This window comes from Desulforhopalus glucosivorans (genome assembly GCF_054397165.1).
The window spans coordinates 4,797,040-4,814,445 of record NZ_AP044854.1; the positions used below are offsets into that span (position 1 = coordinate 4,797,040).

A 17,406-nucleotide genomic window follows, 5' to 3' on the forward strand; every position below is an offset into this window, starting at 1 on the left:
GCTCGGTTTGCTATCTGGTATCTTGGGTATATATAATTCCATATCAAAAGACAAGCCAGGGATGTGAAGAAGTAAGGGGGAAATTTTACAAATGTCTCGGTCTTTGTCGTAGTATTAATTTTCAAAGCACCCTGAAATGTGCCATTTTACTTGACTTACTATCGTCTTTCTTTACATTAAATCGTTTACTGGTCAGCGAATAGAGATATTTGTTCGCTGAAGATCGAGCCGGTCAGCAGCAGTGAGGGGGGAGTTGTTCCTTTCTGCCTACGTTATTCGTGCCGGAGAAGCAAATACAAGGAGAAACAACGTTGAAGCGCGACTTTTTGCATATAACAGATTTTACAGCAGACGAAATTCATGAAACATTTGCCATCGCAAAAGAGGTAAAAGAGCGTTTCAAGCGTCGTGAGGATTACAAACCATTCAAAGATCACACCATGGCAATGGTCTTTACCAAAGAATCTGCACGTACCCGCATCTCTTTTGAAACAGGATTTTCACGTATGGGCGGGCATGCTATTTATCTTGGACCATCTGATATTTCCATTGGTAAGCGTGAGGCGGTTAAAGATATTGCCCGGGTAATTGCGGGCTATAATGATGTAATTATGGCACGACTTTTTGCCCATGAGCATATTTTGACTATGGCTGAGTATTCATCTGTCCCGGTCATTAATGGACTTACCGATTATAACCATCCCTGCCAGATTATGGCAGATATGTTGACTATCCTCGAGCACCGTAAAAATTTCGATGACCTCAAGGTTGTCTATGTAGGGGATGGAAATAATATTGTTCACTCCTGGTTTAAAATGGCAGAACGGTTACCAATGCATTTTGTCTGTGCCTGCCCGAGTGATTACGAACCAGATGAGAAAACCTTTAATGACGCTAAAAAAGCTGGTCTTTCAGAGCTTGAGATCAGCCATGATCCTATGGCAGCGGTAAAAGATGCTGACATTGTATACACTGATGTCTGGGCTTCCATGGGACAGAAGGCGGAAGCTCATGAGCGTAAAGAACGTTTTAAAGGGTTTCAGGTTAATGATGAGATGATGGCCGCCACAGGTAAAAAGAGTTTCTTTATGCACTGTTTGCCTGCAGAAAGAGGGGTCGAAACCACCGACTCAGTATTGGAGTCCGAGGCTTCAATTATATTTGATGAAGCGGAAAACCGTATGCATATTCAAAATGCCATTATGCTTAAGGTGTGTGGGAAAATATAAGTCGAATACAACGTGAGCCTTTTACAAAAGGCTCACAATGTGTTGGTTGTATGGTGGTCAGATATTGGAGAAACGAATATGATTGATGCAGAAAAGTTGCTTGGCAAGGTGTTGTCCGGTGCTATGCAATCAACTGGAAAAAAGAAGAAGCGTAACAAGAGTGATGATTTCTTAGGGGGGCTAATTGGAGGTCTTACGTCTGGAAAGGGTTTGATGACTGCCATAGGATTGGGGGTAGGCGCCTATGAAATTTACAAACAACAATCAGGTGCATCTCCATCACAGTCTATTGCGGGTAATGTTCCACCCCAGTCGATGCCACCGGTTCCACCACAATCACAAGCGTCAGGCACTCCACCTCCAATTCCAGGGGGAGCAGTCACTCCACCTGAAATGCCTGAAATGCCTGTAGTACCACAAGGGGCTACGGTGGACGGAAGTGGGGAACAGGATCTTGCTGTAACACTTATACAGACAATGGTTGCAGCAGCCCATGCGGATGGGGAACTTGACACTGAAGAAGAGGGTCGGATTCTTGAAAAACTTCAGGAGCAGGGGCTTGATAAAGAAGAAAAACAGTATATTATCATGCAGCTTCATGCTCCTAAGACCATTGATGAACTTACTCGTAGTGTGAATAATCCAATGGTGGCACAGACGATGTATAGTCTGGCGGCGTCTACCATTGTTGTAGATACAGACCAGGAACGTCAGTGGTTGGATGAGTTAGCTGATGCATTAAAAATATCAACAGTAATGCAGAAGTTTATTGAAGAAGAGCTGTAACACTATAGGAGTAACTGGCCGATGGATTGAAGAATGTATCGGCCAGTATTCTGTTAGGGGCAGTGGTGATAATGTAACTCCGGTAAATGGGACACCAAGCCAGAGTACGTCGTGAGTGCGAGTTAGCGCTGAAAAAGATTCCCAAGTTCCCCTAAAACAGACCCTTCACCCACACCGCCTGAACCCATATTTTGAGGTGTTGCCTCATGGATCCTTCCGGCAAGTCTTGAGAAAGGAAGGGATTGCAGCCAGACGTGGCCTGGGCCCCGTAGAGTTGCAAAGAAAAATCCCTCTCCTCCAAAAATTGCGGATTTTACACCTCCTACAAACTCAATGTCATATTGCACGGAATGGGTGAGTGCAACGAGACAACCTGTATCAACACGTAGCGTTTCTCCGGCCTTAAGTTCTCTTTCTATGATTGTGCCACCAGCATGGACGAAGGTCAGGCCATCTCCTTCAAGTTTTTGCATTATGAATCCTTCTCCTCCAAAAAGAGCCACTCCTATTTTCTTTTGGAATGCTATTCCAAGCGAGACCCCTTTTGCCGCACAGAGGAACGCATCCTTTTGGCAGACAAGTTGACCATGGTAGTCTTTTAAATCCAGCGGAATGATTTTCCCCGGATATGGTGAGGCGAAGGCGACCTGAGCTTTACCACGGCCCTGATGAGTAAAAACAGTGGTGAATAGGCTTTCTCCGGAGATCAGTCGCTTACCGGCACCCAGCATTTTATCAAACAGCCCGCCTGATTGAGATTGCTGGCTGCCGTCACCAAAGACTGTCTCCATGGTGATGCCATCGGTCATATACATCATGGCACCAGCCTCAGCAACCGTACTTTCACCCGGGTCGAGTTCAATTTCAACGAACTGCATTTCATTGCCGTGGATGGTGAAGTCAATTTCATGTGCCGATTGGCTTTGACCAACAGGTGCTCGTGGTGGTGTTGCAAATGGGTTTTGTTGCAGGTCATTTACCTCAGATATTGGCACCCAGTTGGGGTAACCATCTGTCCAGGCCATTGCTGATTGGGGGAATTGTCCCGAGGCAAGAGCCTGCTGAATGTAATTTCGATCAAATGGCCCCTGTTGCTGGCCGTTTACGGCGATATACCAGGTTTGCATAGTATTTTCCTCATGTTGTTTTGTGGTGGTTGTGTTTTACTATATCAGCAATGTACACCACATCTCAAGATTGTAGCGTTTGTAATTTGGGTAGTTTGACCACTTCTGGTGTAGCTGATGTGATTTTTGGTAAATCAGCAATGAAAAACACGAAAAAAGCACACTTTTTTGGGAAAATGATTACATATTAGAAACGCTAAGATAATGACTGTTTATTTGATATCGCTTTCGACGTTGCATATGTATATGACGAAAGGTAGACGGTATTATAAGACCATTTTAATCGATGAGGAGTAATTCGAATGTACGAAAACGCAGGCTCAATGACTGTTGCCCAAGCAAGGCAGGCGGCTTCAACAACTTTTCTTGCTAAAACCTTCAACTGGATGGCTGTAGGCCTCGCTATCACAGGGGTTGTCGCTTATCTAACAGCGGCTAGCGGGGTTGCTTATTCAATAATTGGTAGTCCATTATTTTATGTGCTTATTTTTGCGGAATTGGGCCTGGTTTTTTATTTGTCGGCCCGTATTTCAAAAATTCAGGCAGCGACAGCTTCAGGACTGTTTATTGGTTACTCAGTGCTGAATGGTTTGACACTTTCTGTAATCTTTCTCGCCTATACCAGCTCTTCTATTGCTGCAACATTTTTCATTACTGCAGGAATGTTTGGTGCCATGTCTGTCTATGGTCTGGTGACTAAAAAAGATCTGTCCGGATGGGGTTCTTTTCTCTTTATGGGGCTAATAGGTATAATCATTGCCTCAATTGTAAACATTTTTCTGCAAAGCTCTGCTGTGAGCTGGGTGGTTTCAATGATCGGTGTGATTGTCTTCACCGGTTTGACCGCATATGATGTTCAGAAGATTAAGCGAATCGGAGAAGATGGTATTATGTCTCAGGGACAAGAGGCAATTCGTAAGGGTGCTATAATGGGTGCTTTGACTCTGTACCTCGATTTCATCAATCTCTTTTTGATGCTTCTTCGATTCTTTGGTGGATCAAGAGACTAATATCACTGAATCGACGTAACTATTTTTTGCCCCCATGGTTTTCTTTTTGATACCATGGGGGTATTTTTTTGAGCGGTACTATAATGGGATGTTCATCTAATGATTCCTTTAAACAATAATCGGTCATTATTTAGCCCATTTGGAGTTCTCTTAACAGAGTTTGATAAAAGGAAATTGTGGGTAGATGTTTAGATGTGAAAATTCTTAAGAGTTGACTTCTACCACCAACTTTGTACATATGATGACCACAAAGATATTTGAAATATTCCCAATAAAAGGAAGTCAAAATCTTTGATTGTTGCATTAATAATTCGTTTTTAGTGTGTTGCATGACCATCTCGGTCTGTGTGACATATTCTCAGGGCGGGGCGAAATTCCCCACCGGCGGTGATTCCTGTAAAGGACAGCCCGCGAGCGCCTGTATATATACAGGGTCAAGCAGATCTGGTGCGAATCCAGAGCCGACGGTTACAGTCCGGATGGGAGAGGCTAAAACGGTATCATGTCATGTTGTTCTCATGTACCAATACAGATCTTTATGCCATGGTGGCACTGGTCTGTACTTCTCTACGCCCTGATTCTGGTAACTTAAGGAGAAAATACCATGAATCAGTCTCTATTAGTACAATTCGGTGACTCAAAGAGTCGTGTTGAAAAAGCCATAGAAGTCCTTCGTCAAGGGCACGGTGTGTTGTTGGTGGATGACGAAGATCGGGAAAATGAGGGAGATCTTATTTTTTCATCTGATCATCTGAACTCGGAACAGATGGCTATGATGATCAGGGAAGGTAGTGGAATTGTATGCCTTTGTCTTACTGCAGAGAAGATTGAAACCCTGAAGCTTCCCATGATGGTTGCAGATAACACCAGTCGAAATGGTACAGGGTTTACCATCTCCATAGAGGCAAAAGAAGGTGTAACCACAGGGGTTTCGGCCGCAGACAGGGTACAGACCGTGAAGGCCGCTGTGGCGAATGATGCTACAGCTGAAGACCTCTGTAGTCCTGGACATGTGTTTCCATTAAAGGCCCAGGAAGGTGGGGTGTTGGTGAGAAGAGGGCATACCGAGGGTACTGTCGATCTTATGCGTCTGGCTGGTCTTACCCCATCAGGACTCCTCTGTGAGCTGACAAACCCTGATGGAACCATGGCACGATTACCCGGCGTTGTTGAGTTTGCCAAGAATCATGATATGGTGGTTCTCAGCATCGAGGACTTAGCCAGCTATCGTGAAGCTCAGATGCGGGCTGAGTTGGCAACTGCTTAATATCTTTTTTCCTCTATTGCCTCGGTGAGTATTTACCGGGGCTAGAGTAGCACTATACTCCCCAATAGACGATATGATCTATTGGGGCGTTTTCAGCAAAGTGTTAATGTGCAGCATCCCGGAAAGGGTGTGCCGGGTATGTTCCCATAATCATAACTTTTTTTGCAAAGAACTGTAGCTCTTCCAGGGCGCGTTGCAGAGAAGGTTCATCAATATGTCCTTCCACATCGGCATAGAATCTCGCCACATGGAAATATTTATCCACATAACTTTCTAACTTCACCATTTGTACGTTGTTGGTTGCAAAACCTCCCAAACCTTTATAGAGAGCGGCGGGTATATTCCGTACTTCAAAAACAAGGCTCGTCAGGTATCTGGTGCCCGGTTGCCACTTTGGTGGTTCTGCGTTTTTTTTCAGGATAAGAAAGCGAGTGGTGTTGTGGTCTGCATCCTGAATATCTTTTTGTAAAATTTCAAGACCGTAGATCTCTGCTGCGAGCTCTGAAGCAATTGCTGCCTTGGTCGGGTCGTTCCATTTTTTAATATCAGCGGCTCCTGTTGCTGTGTCGGCGCAAACATGGCTGGTGAGATTATTATCTTTGATAAATTGTCTACATTGGGGGATGGCGTGAACATGGCTATACAGATCTTTAAGTTGACTGAAATCGCTGTTTTTCAAACCAAGAACGCAATGTCTGATAGGTTGGAAATGCTCTCCCACAATAGAGAGTTGTCCCTCGGGCATGAGGTAGTGCACATCTGCCACTCTTCCTGCAAGGGTATTATCAACGGGAATCATAGCATAGTCAGCCTTCCCATCCCGTACAGCTCTAAAGGCAGCATCAAATGATACACAGGGGAGTGTCTGATAGTTGGGTCGTGCAACTCTACAGGCAAGATCGGAATATGCGCCTAACATTCCCTGGAAGGCAATTTTGGGTGTTTTTATTATTGTATTCACTGCTCACTTTTTCGTTCTATAGGTTCTGCCGATTTATGGGGCTGTTTTGATCGGAACTTGCAATTGGTAATCTACTTAGACCTCACTATAATTAAGCATTATTACTCAATTGAAAGGAACGTTCTACTATGTATTTGCCATTAAATGAAGATATTTTATGTCGCGCCAAAGCCCATTCATCCGCCTACAAGGTTTCAAGTCTCTATGAACAGGGGAGTGCAGAAAGTAACGAGGATCGTTTGTTAGTAAGAGAAAATCTGTATGGAGTCTTTGATGGAGCAACAAGTCTTGGATCAAAGGAGCTTTTTAATGGCTTATCAGGTGGCGGTATGGCTGCGCAAATCGCAAATGATAGTTTTTTGCATACTACAGAGTCACTATTTGAGACTGCGGTAGAGGCAAACAGGCGTATAGCAATTGCTCAGACAAGTGCAGGTAAGGATCTGAGTGCTCGGGAGAGCCTCTGGACTACGAGTATGGCGGTTGTGCGGGTTGCAGGGGCACAGTTAGAATTTTGCCAGACAGGGGATTCATTAATTATCCTGATTCATGAAGATGGGAGCTATAGTTTACTTATCCCGGAAGTGGATATTGATTGTGAAACTATGACACTTTGGAAAGAGTTGAATTCTAGGGGAACAAGAGCAAGTTCAATCTATGATGAGCTTAGGTCACAGATTCGAAAAGTCCGTTTACAAATGAATCGCGATTATGGTGTTCTTAATGGAGAACCGGAGGCGATACGTTTTCTTAACCATGGTAGTGTCTCTTTATCTTCTGTGACTGATGTTCTTCTTTTCACCGATGGATTGTATTTGCCCAAAAGAGCCCCGGAACAACCAAGTGACTGGTCAGGTCTTGTGCAGCAATATAGAGTAGGAGGTCTCCAAGGGCTAAGGGATTATGTGAGGAAGCTACAGAGATCAGACCCTGCCCTGAGTATTTACCCACGATTTAAGATGCATGATGATATTGCCGCAGTAGCACTCCAGTTTAAGGAATCAGATAGGTAGGTAAAAAAGAAATATATTGGACGCAGAACTATTTCCACTAGTGGCTCATAACGTATGGTGTGCAGAGTGTTGAGATCTCAGTGTTACGTTCTCTGATGAGTGTGAGAAGCTACTCATTTAGTTTTTCGCACCTGTTCTAAAATGAATCGGTTACTTCTAAATAGTCTTTTTCAACCCTGGAAAAGACCGATTTCCAATTATAAAAATCCGTTAGATTGGCAACGTTTTCCTGCTCAAATGCGGGGCTTTCGGTAGCGACTCTCGCCATATCTTCAATTCCAGTCGCAATACGCGCAATGAGTGGCTCACTCTGGTCCTGAGTTATTTTATCCACATCTGACATTTCAGGAAGTTCAATAAATCTCACAATATCAGGTTTGGCTCTGCCTAGAATTTCAGTGCATCCTGGCAGGTTGGTGCAGAGTATTCTGCAACCTGAGGCAAGTGCTTCAAGCAGTACAAGAGGTACACCTTCAAAAAAGGAGGGTAGGACGAAGATGTGGGCCTTGCTCATTAGTTTCGCAAGTTCCTCCTGGGGTAATGGACCATGCACAGTAACCTGACCTGCCATGTGTGCTGCAAGCTCTAGACACTTCTCACCTTCGGGACCGGGGGTGGCCCCAACAAGGTGGAGGTGAACCCTTTTATCATTGAGTTTTGCCATAGCCCTAAGCAGGAAGGGAACTCCCTTCGCATTACAGAGTTTGCCCGCATAGAGGAATTGGATAGGTGGAGCGCTTTCTTTTTCACCGGGTAAAAAACGGTCTGCGTCGTAACCTCCACCAACAATAGAAATTTTGTCACCGTTCACCCCGTGAATTTGGGAAATCTGTTGTTTCTGATCGTTACTTAACGCAAGAATCCGGTCAATTTCACTGATATTGTCTAGTCTGGGACGTAGGTGCTCATGCTGAAGATACTGCCGCAGGTCGGTGGAATGGCATGAGGTGACAATGGGAACATCAGGACACACTCTTTTTGCCACGGATGATGCAAGCCAAAGGTGGTGGCTGTGGATTATGTCAGGTCTGAATTCGTTTACAGTACGAAGGATAATCTCTTGAAAGCAATTACAGTAGGTGTTGAGTTGTGCCTCGGTCAGTGACGAAAACTTTGTGCTGGGATAGGGCATGGAGTCGCTCATGCCGGGGATAGCAAAATCTAGGCTATCATGGCCAAATCTCAGAAAGCTGCAGTGTTGCTTGTCTATAAAGGGAAGATTGGGGAGTTGGTTATTACTTACACCTGCCAGGAGATGAACTTTATACCCATTGGCCTGACACTGCTGTATCATGTTTTGTACGTAGTAACCGCTGCCGGTTTGCTCGGGGTGCTGGCTGATAAGGTGCAGGACTTTCATTTTTTACGTGAATTCAATATTTTTATATAAATCTGAAAAAGAATGCGTAGGTGTTTCATAAAACGCATTATATTATATAGACCTGTCTGTACTGACGACTTGATGATAATGCATAGAACAGGAATTGCGCAAGAGGGAGACTGGTATTGCATTTGACTCTGGTCATTATTATTTTTTATCTAATCCCGATAAACAGGATAAGTATTTCGAAGGTCTCACTACGTTCACTTATCTGGAAGTAATTTTAAGTTCGCAATGTTAAAAGGCTCTCCATTTTGAAAGTCTTTGAGTGAGTGCGGGCTTGATCATAGGGCTGGAAATGTAGAAGACCATCTTGAAGCTACGCCATATAAACGTTATGCTGTATAATAGACTTTAACTTCTGTAATTGTTGTTTTGTAGTAGAGGATATTCCCCTTGTCTACATCTGTTGAGTGGATTTATGGGAAGCTCACATTCCAAAGAGGTAGGTACTGCTATGGCCAGGTCAAAATGTCCATCATGCGAATATCATGAGTTTGAAGCTGTTGCTGTGACGACCAAAACCGGACAGAAATTTTGTCTTATTCAATGTGTTGCCTGCGGTACAGTGGTTGGCGCAGTGGATGATGTTAAAATAACTAATGTTATAAAAAATGCCGAGAAAAAGCTCTCTAAGTTTTTAGAGCGTATGAATCGCAAGGTCGTAACCGTCTGTACTCGCAAAAACAGTTAAGATTTTTTTTAGGCACTGTTTTCTGGTTTTGCCTCATCTTCTACTTCCCGCGAGGTGACAAGGATGCATGCTCTATTTTACCAATACCGGGTTTTGCCGTCAAAAACCAACGAACTCTATGGGAAAATAACTGGTGCTTTGGCAACAGTAATTGTCTTTGCAGACACCGATGAGGTTGGAAGGTCTCGGAGTAGTCGATTTATTGCGAACCAACAATGGGAAATTGAACAGTTTCTTAAGGTTCTGTTCATGGGGCCGAAACAGATAGAACATTTAAATATAGAGCTGTCTCAAGTATATAAAAAAGCTGAGAAATTTGGAATAGCAGCCTGTTTCGACAGTTGGTCGATAGCTAAGAGATAATAAGCTATTCACCGAAATTACATGATAAGGAAAAAGGCGTGGAAGAAACAACCGTTGGGGAAAAGCTGGTACAGGCATTAAAGGATCCGTCCAATGTGGAAGCACAGGAAAGTTTAGCAAAGGCTATGGAGTTGACGAAAGCCTATGCCAGCTCAGGTTCTGCAACCCACTTTAGTACAGTTACAAAGTTATTTTTTGATCTTTTTGAGATGTTTGAGACCGGGAAGGACCCCCGGGCTAAATAGAAGGCGGTGTGCGGTTAAGGAACTTATTCAGATCTTCGATGTTTTCACATTTTTCTATAATTTTTCTGAGATATACGATGTTCTTATCGATATTGTCGATATAGAGATTCCGGTTAATTCTGTGTCGGTCTCTGAAGTGTGCTCGCAGTGCATTTGAGGTGTTGGAAAAGGTGGTGATGAGCCGTCTTAGGACAATGTTGTGGTAAAACTTTGCGGTGTGTTTCATGAGGTCCAGTGCAGACGTGTGTTTACAGATCCCTCCCGCTTTCTGTTCTGTAAAAAGAAGAGGTAAACACTCCAGATAATATCGGTCAGCCATCTGGGCCAGTATATCTGCAGAGCCAACCACCTGACCGGCAATTTGAATTTCATGGGTATGAAAGGTGAGCAGTGCAGGATCTTTTTCAAGATTTGTGTAGTTAATTATCGTTGCACAGTCTGCAATAATACCTGGGCTGAATTTTTTATCCTTTGCATAGCCAGCAAGGAAGATTATTGAACGATTTTCATGCCCATCGATGTAATCCGTTCCCGATTGTGCAGGGTCATTTTCAAGGAGTAACATGCCTGAATCGTGGAAATAGGCAGAAAGTAATCCCTTGAAGAGTGTGTCTGCAGAAATGCGAACGTGGTTGCAGTGTAAGCCATGGAAGAGGCGTACAGAAGCGAGTACCACAAGTATGCTGTGGCGCAGGTTGTGGTACGGCATTGTATTTTTCTGGAAATCGGGATGGGTGCCTGTAAAATAGGCAGTTAAATCCCCGTGCACCTCCTTGAGTAATTCAGTGTCAAAACCGGGTGCGATAATTTTCGCGAGATACAGTATCTCATCTAAAGGAGTCCCTTTAAATGCCCCTTCAAAGATGTTCGATAGGTCTTTATTGTTCATGGGTAGTTAAAAAATTATAATAATTTTACATATCCTGCATAACATTCTACATTTACAGAACCCATAAGGCAAATTAGACTGGAAAAATTATTAATTAAATCTATCTTGCTGATTTTTCGTGAACTTTGGTGGCTTATGTGGCACTTTGTAGTGTTTTGTGCAGTGTAATTTTATAAAAAACTGGTGGTAACTGGACTTTGTGTATATTTAACGGTACTATTTTATAGTTAGATAAGGATATGTGGGCACAGTAGTTACACTTGAATAATGCTTGTAATATATAGGTTTTGATTGATGGATGAAGTGAAAGAAACAGCAGTGATTCTCATTGTCGATGACGATGAATTGGTCAGAATGACGATTAGTGTTCTAGTGGGCTCACTTGGATATCATTGTCTGGTTGCAGGGGACGGAATTGAGGCCTTGGCAGTGTTGCAGTCAACTCCTGTTGATCTCGTGCTTTCAGATATAGTTATGCCTGGAATGGATGGTCTTGAGCTGCTGTCTGAGATCAAAGACAAGTACACAGACACAGATGTCATTATTTCCACAGGTTTCCATGAGAAGGCAAGTTACGCAGAAGTGATTAAAGCCGGAGCCATGGATTTTATCAAAAAACCTATCGACCAGGCAGAGCTTGAGGCTAAGCTTGCAAGAGCAATTCGGGAACGTCGAATGATGCGAGAGCTTGAAATGCTTTCCCGTCAGGATGGGTTGACTTCGATACTCAACAGAAGGGCTTTTGACGAGTCATTTTCAAGTGAAGTAGAGCGAGCTTTTAGGCAGGAATATCCACTGATGTTTGCCATTATTGATGTGGATAATTTTAAAGAATATAATGATCAGAATGGTCATCTCAAAGGGGATGAGGTTTTGATCAGTCTGGCTCAAATCCTTAAAGAGTGCACCAGGGAAAGTGTTGATCTCTGTTTCAGGCTTGGTGGTGATGAGTTTGCAGTGCTACTTCCCCAGGCGACCGCTAATCAGGGGACCGAGATTGTCCAGCGTATTCTCCTCAGTTTTCTTGAGCGTAACTACGGAACAACAACACTCTCCATTGGCCTTGTTACCTGTCAGCGGGATAAGAATATCGATAGAGAAGTCGATGAGACGGCTATAAAAAACCGTGCTGATATGGCAATGTACGAGGCTAAAGAGAGCGGGAAAAATTGTGTTATAACTAAGGTCTAGTTTTTGCCCGCTCCCTTACAGTTAGAGGTTTACTCCAGTGCGTCCTTGCTGAACTTAAGATCAGGTTCAATGGGGTAGACCCCGTCAAAACAGGCGAGACAAAAATCTTTTTTTGTGAGCCCTGTAGCCCTGACTAATCCTTCCAGGCTCAAGTAGTGCAGTGAGTCCAGTCCCAGGTATTCTCCAACCTCCTCAACAACCTTTTTATTTGCAATGAGCTGTGAGGCTGAAGGGAAGTCGATGCCGTAGTAACAGGCGTGTCTGGTTGGGGGGCAACTGACCACCATATGTACTTCCTTGGCTCCAGCTTCTCTGAGTGCTCTTACTCTGCTTTTTCCAGTTGTGCCTCTGATAATTGAGTCCTCAACTATGATGACTCGCTTGCCTTTGAGAAAGGAGCGGACAGGGTTGAGTTTAACCTTTACATTAAAATCCCGCATGGACTGGGTTGGCTGGATGAAGGTTCTGCCAACATAGTGATTTCTGATTACACCCATTTCCATGGGAATGCCGGAAGCTTGCGCATAACCAAGAGCTGCGTAGTTGCCGGAGTCGGGAAATGGCATAACAAAGTCAGCATCTATCTGAGCTTCTTCAGCGAGGATGGCTCCCATTCTCTTTCTTGCCTCGTAAACATTGATACCAAAAATATCAGAGTCGGGGCGAGCAAAATAGACTTGTTCGAAAATGCAAAAGTGAGTGTCCTGCTTTGGCCATGGATGAACAGACCGCATACCATCTTTGTTAATGATGAGGACTTCACCAGGAGCTATGTCGCGGATATATTCTGCTTCAATCAGGTCAAGGGCACAGGTTTCTGAGGCTACGACCCAGCCGTCGTCGCCACCATTTTTCAGCTTACCAAGACACAATGGACGAAAACCGTCAGGATCGCGCACAGCGATAAGAGTGTCTTCTGTCATGAGTAAAAGTGAATACGCACCCTTTAGGGCTGAAAAGGTGGAACAGAGTGCGGTGTCGAGGCCATCGTGGGCGGCTCTTGCCATGAGGTGAAGGACGACTTCACTGTCCATGGTGGTTTGGAAAATAGAACCACGTTCTTCAAGCTCAGTACGCAGTTGAACGGAGTTTACCAGGTTTCCATTATGGGCTACTGCTAAGGTCGTCCCCCTGTGGGAGACCATCAGTGGCTGGGCGTTTGTGACGGTTGAGGCACCGGTTGTGGAGTAACGTACATGACCAATAGAGAGGTGACCCTTGAGGTTCTGCAAAACTTCTTCTGAAAAAACCTCCGGGACAAGCCCCATATCTTTATGGCACCTGACAGTTTCACCATCTGATGTAACTATTCCGGCACTTTCCTGGCCTCGATGCTGGAGGGCGTAGAGGCCGAAGTAGTTGAGCTTTGATGAGTCCTGATGGTTGAAAATCCCACAAACTCCGCATTCATGGGTAGGGCGCCCGCTGGTGGGGCTGTGTAAATTGTCTTGTGACATTGGTCGATAATCCTTGGCTGTCCCTGATTTAATTCTGGATGTTAGTACAGATTCAGGGGGAATGGCATTCATATATCCTTTAATGCGTAAACAGGGAAAGGCACAAAGATTTTCTCTTTGTGCCTTTCCTTTGGTGACCCAAAATAAGAAATCTATATTAACTATTGCCTAAGTTCAACAAGAAAGAGCAAAAAGCAGGTAAAAATATTTCAGTTTTGTTATAAAGTTGGAATTTGTCATCGTTTTATAGCAGACAAATCTCCTTTCACTTTATTGTTGAGGTGCTGTTACAATTCCAAGAAGAAGCTTTGTCAGGAGAACAAGGTCGTCAAGGTCAAGTTGCTCATCCAGAGTGTGTACCTTGTCCATACCCGTTGCGATAATTGCAGTGGGGAGGCCCTTGCCGCAAAATATGTTGGCGTCACTGCCGCCTCCCGCAACTATCTGTTGTATATCAAGTTTGGCTTTGTCAGCACCTCGTTGCAGGCGTTTAAGTACCGGAGCCTCAGGAGGAATTGAAAGGGCGGGGTAGTCAGAAGCAATAGTTATTTCAACCTGTGGGCGCTGATCACCTGTTTCATCGCTTGGTTGCCAGTCTGTAACCGCTTTTTGGAATGCAGCCTCAATCTCACCCGTGTAGTGCTGAAGTTTTTCTTCGGAGTGGCTGCGCACTTCACCGTGCAAGGTTATTGTCTCAGGGATGATGTTGGCTGCAACACCGCCTTTGATAATTCCAATATTACTTGTGGACTCATCATCAAGGCGACCAAATGTAAGAGAATTAATAGCGGCTGCTGTAACTGAAAGGGCGTTGATCCCGGCTTCAGGGCACAGTCCTGCATGTGCAGCCTTGCCTTTTACCGTTATTGTCAGTTTGTTTGCAGCAGGTGCGCCCACAACAACATGGTTGATACCGCTTGAGTCCAGAGCAAAACCATATGAACTTTTCAGTTTGTCCATTTCAAGATGTTTGGCGCCAAGCAAGCCAATCTCTTCACAGGTAGTGATTACAACCTCAATCATTGGGTGGTTAAGCTTATTTTCCTGAAGAATCTGAAGCAGCTCAATTATAGCTGCAATTCCGGATTTGTCGTCTCCCCCAAGGATAGTATCACCCTTGCTTTTGAAGATAGTACCTTCCCGAACAACCTGGACACCATTGGCCGGTTCAACCGTATCCATATGACAGGAAAAGAACAGTCCTTCAGCCTCCGGTTGATTGCCGTTAAAGCGTATAATGAGGTTGCCGGATTCTGACCCTGTGGATGATGCAGAGTTATCCTCGTATATGAGGTCGGCCCCAAGATCCGTAAAGGTTTTTTTCAGGAGCCTGGAAATGTTGCCCTCTTGTTTTGACGGGCTGTCTGTTTCGCACAGGGTGGTGAATGTTGCGGCAAGTCGCTCTGTATCTATGGATGGTGTCATTGTGGGGTGCCTTTGAATATTTACCAGATAAAGTTGTCAAATGTGCTGGAGTAGTACAACTGCATGGCAGCTTATACCTTCCTCGCGACCGGTAAAGCCCATCTTTTCGGTGGTTGTCGCCTTAATATTGATTGCCCCTGCTTCTGCATTACAGCACCGGGTAAGAAGCTCTTTCATCTTGTCGATATGGGGAGCAAGTTTAGGTGCCTGGCAGACGACAGTTATATCGCCATTGCCCAGGGTGAAACCTTTATTAGCCATAGTTTTTATAACATCTTTTAGCAGCTCGATGGAATAAATATCCTTAAAGGCCGCGTCACTGTCCGGGAAGTGTTTGCCAATATCACCCTCACCAAGTGCTCCAAGGATAGCGTCGCAGAGAGCGTGGGTAAGCACGTCAGCATCGGAGTGTCCGGCGAGTCCATGGCTATGGGGGATGGTTACACCTCCAAGGGTAAGGTCTCTGTCTTCAGTGAATCTATGGGCGTCGTATCCGTGTCCTATGCGCATTGTGTTACTCGCTTGTGAAAGAATTGTTTCAGCAAGGATCAGGTCTTCAGGCCGGGTGACCTTGATATTGGTCTCAGATCCTTCAACTATGGAGACAGGAGTGTTGGCTCGTTCAAGAAGAGATGACTCGTCCGTCACATCTTTATCTCCATTGAGATCGTATGCTTTTAAAAGAAGATGGGTCTGGATTGCCTGGGGCGTCTGGGCCTGAAAAAGGTGTTCTCTGTCTACCGTCTTGCCAACCTTGTTTCCGTCTGCAGATTTTTTGAGGGTATCCTTAACAGGGATGGCTGCAATAACAGCACCGTTTTCAATGGCACCATGGTAGCACCGGGTAATTACTTCCTGGCTGATGAGCGGTCTTGCACCATCATGTACCAGCACGATATCAGTGTCATCGTTAATTTCTTTAAGGCCCTGGTAGACGGAATCCTGTCGCCGCACACCACCAGGCACTACAGTTACAGATGAAGTGCTGAGCTGGTGTTGCCCTAAAAGGAGCTTAGTTTGGTCCAGCCGGTCTTTTGGCACCACAACAATGATTTTTTCAATGTGCGGATTTAAAAGGAAGGCAGTAACGGTATGGATGATAATAGGTTTGGACCCAAGCTGGAGGTATTGCTTGGGTTCTGACGACCGCATTCTGGAACCAAACCCAGCGGCGGGAATTATGACTGCAGCTTTTGCTTTCATAACAAAATGAAAAAATTGTAAAAAAATGGAGTGGGTTATAAGCCGGATTCTGTACCCCTTGCGGGGCCATGATCATTTCACTGGGATGTTGGTTGCCCAACACCTCTTGCAACCTACCCGGAGATTTCGGACGGGCAGCCCTCAAACATCTCCCTATTTGGTCTTGCTCTAGGTGGGGTTTACCATGCCCTCCATGTCACCATGAAGGCGGTGAGCTCTTACCTCGCCTTTTCACCCTTGCCTGAAAAACAGGCGGTCTGTTTTCTGTGGCACTTTCCCCCGGTCACCCGACGTTCGCGTTACGAACCACCTTGCCCTGCAGAGTCCGGACTTTCCTCTCCGGCGGGAAGCCGGAGCGACCATGCGCCCACTCCAAAAGTTTTACAATTTTTACTACCCTATAAAGGGTGTAGAAGTGTGTAGAGTGTAAGCTACTCTTTATTCAGCTTCTTCAAGAACCGGTGCCTCGTGGTACATTAGTCGCTGGCATGTTGGGCAGTCAAACATTGTGTCCCCTCTGAGGAGTACATTGTACTTCTGTGGAGGAATTGACATAAAACATCCCTGACAAACACCGTCAAGAACATTCACAACGGCAAGGCCATTTCTTCTCTGACGAAGGGTGTCGTATTTTTTGAGCAAGCTTGGCTTAACTTCTTTTGCCTGCTTGTTGCGAACGTTATCCTTTGTCTTTTTGCCCTTGTTGATAGACTCGATGTTGCCACGAACCTTCTCAGTTTCTTCAGCGACAATTGCCTTCTCACCCTTGAGCAGGTTCTTTTCTTCGGTGATCTGAGTAGTCAGCTTTTCAATAGACTCCATGAGGACGACGATTTTTTCTTCGTTTTCCTTGGCGTTTTTCTTGGCGTCTTCAATCTCTTTTAGAAGAGCTGTTTGTTCACGACCAGTTTGAACTTGCATCATTTTAGACTGACGTTCACGGACATGGTCCATTTTGTCAGCCATCTCGGCCTCAAGAGTACGGCTTTCAGCCTGCTGGGTGTTAATCTTTTCCTCTAAACTGCTGATTAGTGATTCTCTGTCAGCAAGAGCGGAAATACGCTCATCAAGGCCATTCTGCTCAAGTTTGATGGCGTTATCGATCTGGTCGATTTCTAGGTCGATGGCCTGGAGTGCGACGAGCTGGGTTAAGATTTCTTTCAAG

Annotated in this window: 17 protein-coding genes, 1 other RNA gene and 1 riboswitch; of the genes, 9 read left to right on the forward strand and 9 right to left on the reverse strand. The window is 44.8% G+C overall.

The window, feature by feature from the left end:
- Nucleotides 1–311 precede the first annotated feature (311 nt).
- Entirely contained in the window at nucleotides 312–1,229 is a 918-nt protein-coding gene (gene argF, locus ACX6CI_RS20525; RefSeq protein ID WP_458775525.1) for an ornithine carbamoyltransferase, read from the forward strand.
- A gap of 78 nt (nucleotides 1,230–1,307) precedes the next feature.
- Complete coding sequence (locus ACX6CI_RS20530; protein WP_458775526.1) at nucleotides 1,308–2,015, forward strand: DUF533 domain-containing protein; 708 nt, start codon at nucleotides 1,308–1,310, stop codon at nucleotides 2,013–2,015.
- 122 nt (nucleotides 2,016–2,137) lie between these two features.
- Here ACX6CI_RS20530 and ACX6CI_RS20535 read toward each other — a convergent pair whose 3' ends face one another.
- Nucleotides 2,138–3,142, reverse strand: coding sequence for a TIGR00266 family protein (locus ACX6CI_RS20535; protein WP_458775527.1), 1,005 nt, complete (start codon nucleotides 3,140–3,142; stop codon nucleotides 2,138–2,140).
- A gap of 302 nt (nucleotides 3,143–3,444) precedes the next feature.
- Between ACX6CI_RS20535 and ACX6CI_RS20540 the strand changes: the two genes are divergently transcribed.
- Together ACX6CI_RS20540 and ribB are read left to right on the forward strand one after the other, a co-directional pair.
- The gene (locus tag ACX6CI_RS20540) at nucleotides 3,445–4,152 is read left to right on the forward strand and encodes a Bax inhibitor-1/YccA family protein (RefSeq protein WP_458775528.1); all 708 of its coding nucleotides are present in this window, start codon (nucleotides 3,445–3,447) and stop codon (nucleotides 4,150–4,152) included.
- A gap of 350 nt (nucleotides 4,153–4,502) precedes the next feature.
- Nucleotides 4,503–4,647: riboswitch (FMN riboswitch) on the forward strand.
- A 109-nt stretch (nucleotides 4,648–4,756) separates the two neighbouring features.
- Entirely contained in the window at nucleotides 4,757–5,419 is a 663-nt protein-coding gene (gene ribB / locus ACX6CI_RS20545; protein WP_458775529.1) for a 3,4-dihydroxy-2-butanone-4-phosphate synthase, read from the forward strand.
- A gap of 103 nt (nucleotides 5,420–5,522) precedes the next feature.
- On the opposite strand, the gene ACX6CI_RS20550 is transcribed toward ribB, so the two are convergent.
- Entirely contained in the window at nucleotides 5,523–6,380 is an 858-nt protein-coding gene (locus ACX6CI_RS20550) for a prephenate dehydratase (protein WP_458775530.1), read from the reverse strand.
- A 128-nt stretch (nucleotides 6,381–6,508) separates the two neighbouring features.
- On the opposite strand from ACX6CI_RS20550, the gene ACX6CI_RS20555 reads away from it, so the two are divergent.
- Nucleotides 6,509–7,393: a protein phosphatase 2C domain-containing protein gene (locus ACX6CI_RS20555; protein ID WP_458775531.1), complete on the forward strand. Its 885-nt coding sequence runs from the start codon at nucleotides 6,509–6,511 to the stop codon at nucleotides 7,391–7,393.
- Between the two features lie 136 nt (nucleotides 7,394–7,529).
- Here the strand turns inward: ACX6CI_RS20555 and ACX6CI_RS20560 are convergent, their stop codons facing one another.
- Complete coding sequence (locus ACX6CI_RS20560) at nucleotides 7,530–8,753, reverse strand: glycosyltransferase family 4 protein (protein WP_458775532.1); 1,224 nt, start codon at nucleotides 8,751–8,753, stop codon at nucleotides 7,530–7,532.
- Nucleotides 8,754–9,195: 442 nt separating this feature from the next.
- Here ACX6CI_RS20560 and ACX6CI_RS20565 point away from each other — a divergent pair, with 442 nt between their 5' ends.
- The 3 genes from ACX6CI_RS20565 (at nucleotide 9,196) to ACX6CI_RS20575 (ending at nucleotide 10,076) form a co-directional block, all read left to right on the forward strand.
- On the forward strand, nucleotides 9,196–9,468 hold the full coding sequence (locus ACX6CI_RS20565) for a hypothetical protein (protein ID WP_458775533.1): 273 nt from the start codon (nucleotides 9,196–9,198) through the stop codon (nucleotides 9,466–9,468).
- A gap of 63 nt (nucleotides 9,469–9,531) precedes the next feature.
- Nucleotides 9,532–9,831, forward strand: a complete 300-nt coding sequence (locus tag ACX6CI_RS20570; protein ID WP_458775534.1) for a hypothetical protein — start codon at nucleotides 9,532–9,534, stop codon at nucleotides 9,829–9,831.
- A 38-nt stretch (nucleotides 9,832–9,869) separates the two neighbouring features.
- Nucleotides 9,870–10,076 carry a hypothetical protein gene (locus ACX6CI_RS20575; protein ID WP_458775535.1) on the forward strand — a complete coding sequence of 69 codons (207 nt, stop codon included), beginning with the start codon at nucleotides 9,870–9,872 and terminating at the stop codon, nucleotides 10,074–10,076.
- Here the strand turns inward: ACX6CI_RS20575 and ACX6CI_RS20580 are convergent.
- The gene (locus tag ACX6CI_RS20580; protein ID WP_458775536.1) at nucleotides 10,069–10,965 is read right to left on the reverse strand and encodes a hypothetical protein; all 897 of its coding nucleotides are present in this window, start codon (nucleotides 10,963–10,965) and stop codon (nucleotides 10,069–10,071) included. The two genes, ACX6CI_RS20575 and ACX6CI_RS20580, sit on opposite strands and share 8 nt — an antisense overlap.
- Before the next feature lie 294 nt (nucleotides 10,966–11,259).
- On the opposite strand from ACX6CI_RS20580, the gene ACX6CI_RS20585 reads away from it, so the two are divergent.
- The gene (locus tag ACX6CI_RS20585; protein ID WP_458775537.1) at nucleotides 11,260–12,156 is read left to right on the forward strand and encodes a GGDEF domain-containing response regulator; all 897 of its coding nucleotides are present in this window, start codon (nucleotides 11,260–11,262) and stop codon (nucleotides 12,154–12,156) included.
- A gap of 29 nt (nucleotides 12,157–12,185) precedes the next feature.
- Here the strand turns inward: ACX6CI_RS20585 and purF are convergent, their stop codons facing one another.
- The 5 genes from purF to ACX6CI_RS20610 form a co-directional block, all read right to left on the reverse strand.
- Nucleotides 12,186–13,613 carry an amidophosphoribosyltransferase gene (gene purF / locus ACX6CI_RS20590; RefSeq protein WP_458775538.1) on the reverse strand — a complete coding sequence of 476 codons (1,428 nt, stop codon included), beginning with the start codon at nucleotides 13,611–13,613 and terminating at the stop codon, nucleotides 12,186–12,188.
- 270 nt (nucleotides 13,614–13,883) lie between these two features.
- Entirely contained in the window at nucleotides 13,884–15,038 is a 1,155-nt protein-coding gene (locus ACX6CI_RS20595) for a M20/M25/M40 family metallo-hydrolase (RefSeq protein ID WP_458775539.1), read from the reverse strand.
- 36 nt (nucleotides 15,039–15,074) lie between these two features.
- A complete protein-coding gene (gene ispD / locus ACX6CI_RS20600) occupies nucleotides 15,075–16,241 on the reverse strand; it encodes a 2-C-methyl-D-erythritol 4-phosphate cytidylyltransferase (protein ID WP_458775540.1) in 1,167 nt (388 codons plus the stop codon).
- Nucleotides 16,242–16,263: 22 nt separating this feature from the next.
- An RNA gene (rnpB, locus tag ACX6CI_RS20605) (RNase P RNA component class A) lies at nucleotides 16,264–16,616 on the reverse strand.
- Between the two features lie 63 nt (nucleotides 16,617–16,679).
- On the reverse strand, nucleotides 16,680–17,405 hold the full coding sequence (locus ACX6CI_RS20610) for a zinc ribbon domain-containing protein (RefSeq protein WP_458775541.1): 726 nt from the start codon (nucleotides 17,403–17,405) through the stop codon (nucleotides 16,680–16,682).
- Nucleotide 17,406: the final 1 nt, after the last annotated feature.

Excerpts from the sequence above, each read along its gene's own strand:
- ACX6CI_RS20570 (WP_458775534.1), top strand. The coding sequence starts at position 9,532 with ATGCATGCTCTATTTTACCAATACCGGGTTTTGCCGTCAAAAACCAAC.
- ACX6CI_RS20585 (WP_458775537.1), top strand. The coding sequence starts at position 11,260 with ATGGATGAAGTGAAAGAAACAGCAGTGATTCTCATTGTCGATGACGAT.
- ACX6CI_RS20565 (WP_458775533.1), top strand. The coding sequence starts at position 9,196 with ATGGGAAGCTCACATTCCAAAGAGGTAGGTACTGCTATGGCCAGGTCA.
- ispD (WP_458775540.1), bottom strand. The coding sequence starts at position 16,241 with ATGAAAGCAAAAGCTGCAGTCATAATTCCCGCCGCTGGGTTTGGTTCC.
- ACX6CI_RS20580 (WP_458775536.1), bottom strand. The coding sequence starts at position 10,965 with ATGAACAATAAAGACCTATCGAACATCTTTGAAGGGGCATTTAAAGGG.
- purF (WP_458775538.1), bottom strand. The coding sequence starts at position 13,613 with ATGTCACAAGACAATTTACACAGCCCCACCAGCGGGCGCCCTACCCAT.
- ACX6CI_RS20595 (WP_458775539.1), bottom strand. The coding sequence starts at position 15,038 with ATGACACCATCCATAGATACAGAGCGACTTGCCGCAACATTCACCACC.
- ACX6CI_RS20555 (WP_458775531.1), top strand. The coding sequence starts at position 6,509 with ATGTATTTGCCATTAAATGAAGATATTTTATGTCGCGCCAAAGCCCAT.
- ribB (WP_458775529.1), top strand. The coding sequence starts at position 4,757 with ATGAATCAGTCTCTATTAGTACAATTCGGTGACTCAAAGAGTCGTGTT.
- ACX6CI_RS20530 (WP_458775526.1), top strand. The coding sequence starts at position 1,308 with ATGATTGATGCAGAAAAGTTGCTTGGCAAGGTGTTGTCCGGTGCTATG.
- ACX6CI_RS20540 (WP_458775528.1), top strand. The coding sequence starts at position 3,445 with ATGTACGAAAACGCAGGCTCAATGACTGTTGCCCAAGCAAGGCAGGCG.
- ACX6CI_RS20535 (WP_458775527.1), bottom strand. The coding sequence starts at position 3,142 with ATGCAAACCTGGTATATCGCCGTAAACGGCCAGCAACAGGGGCCATTT.
- ACX6CI_RS20560 (WP_458775532.1), bottom strand. The coding sequence starts at position 8,753 with ATGAAAGTCCTGCACCTTATCAGCCAGCACCCCGAGCAAACCGGCAGC.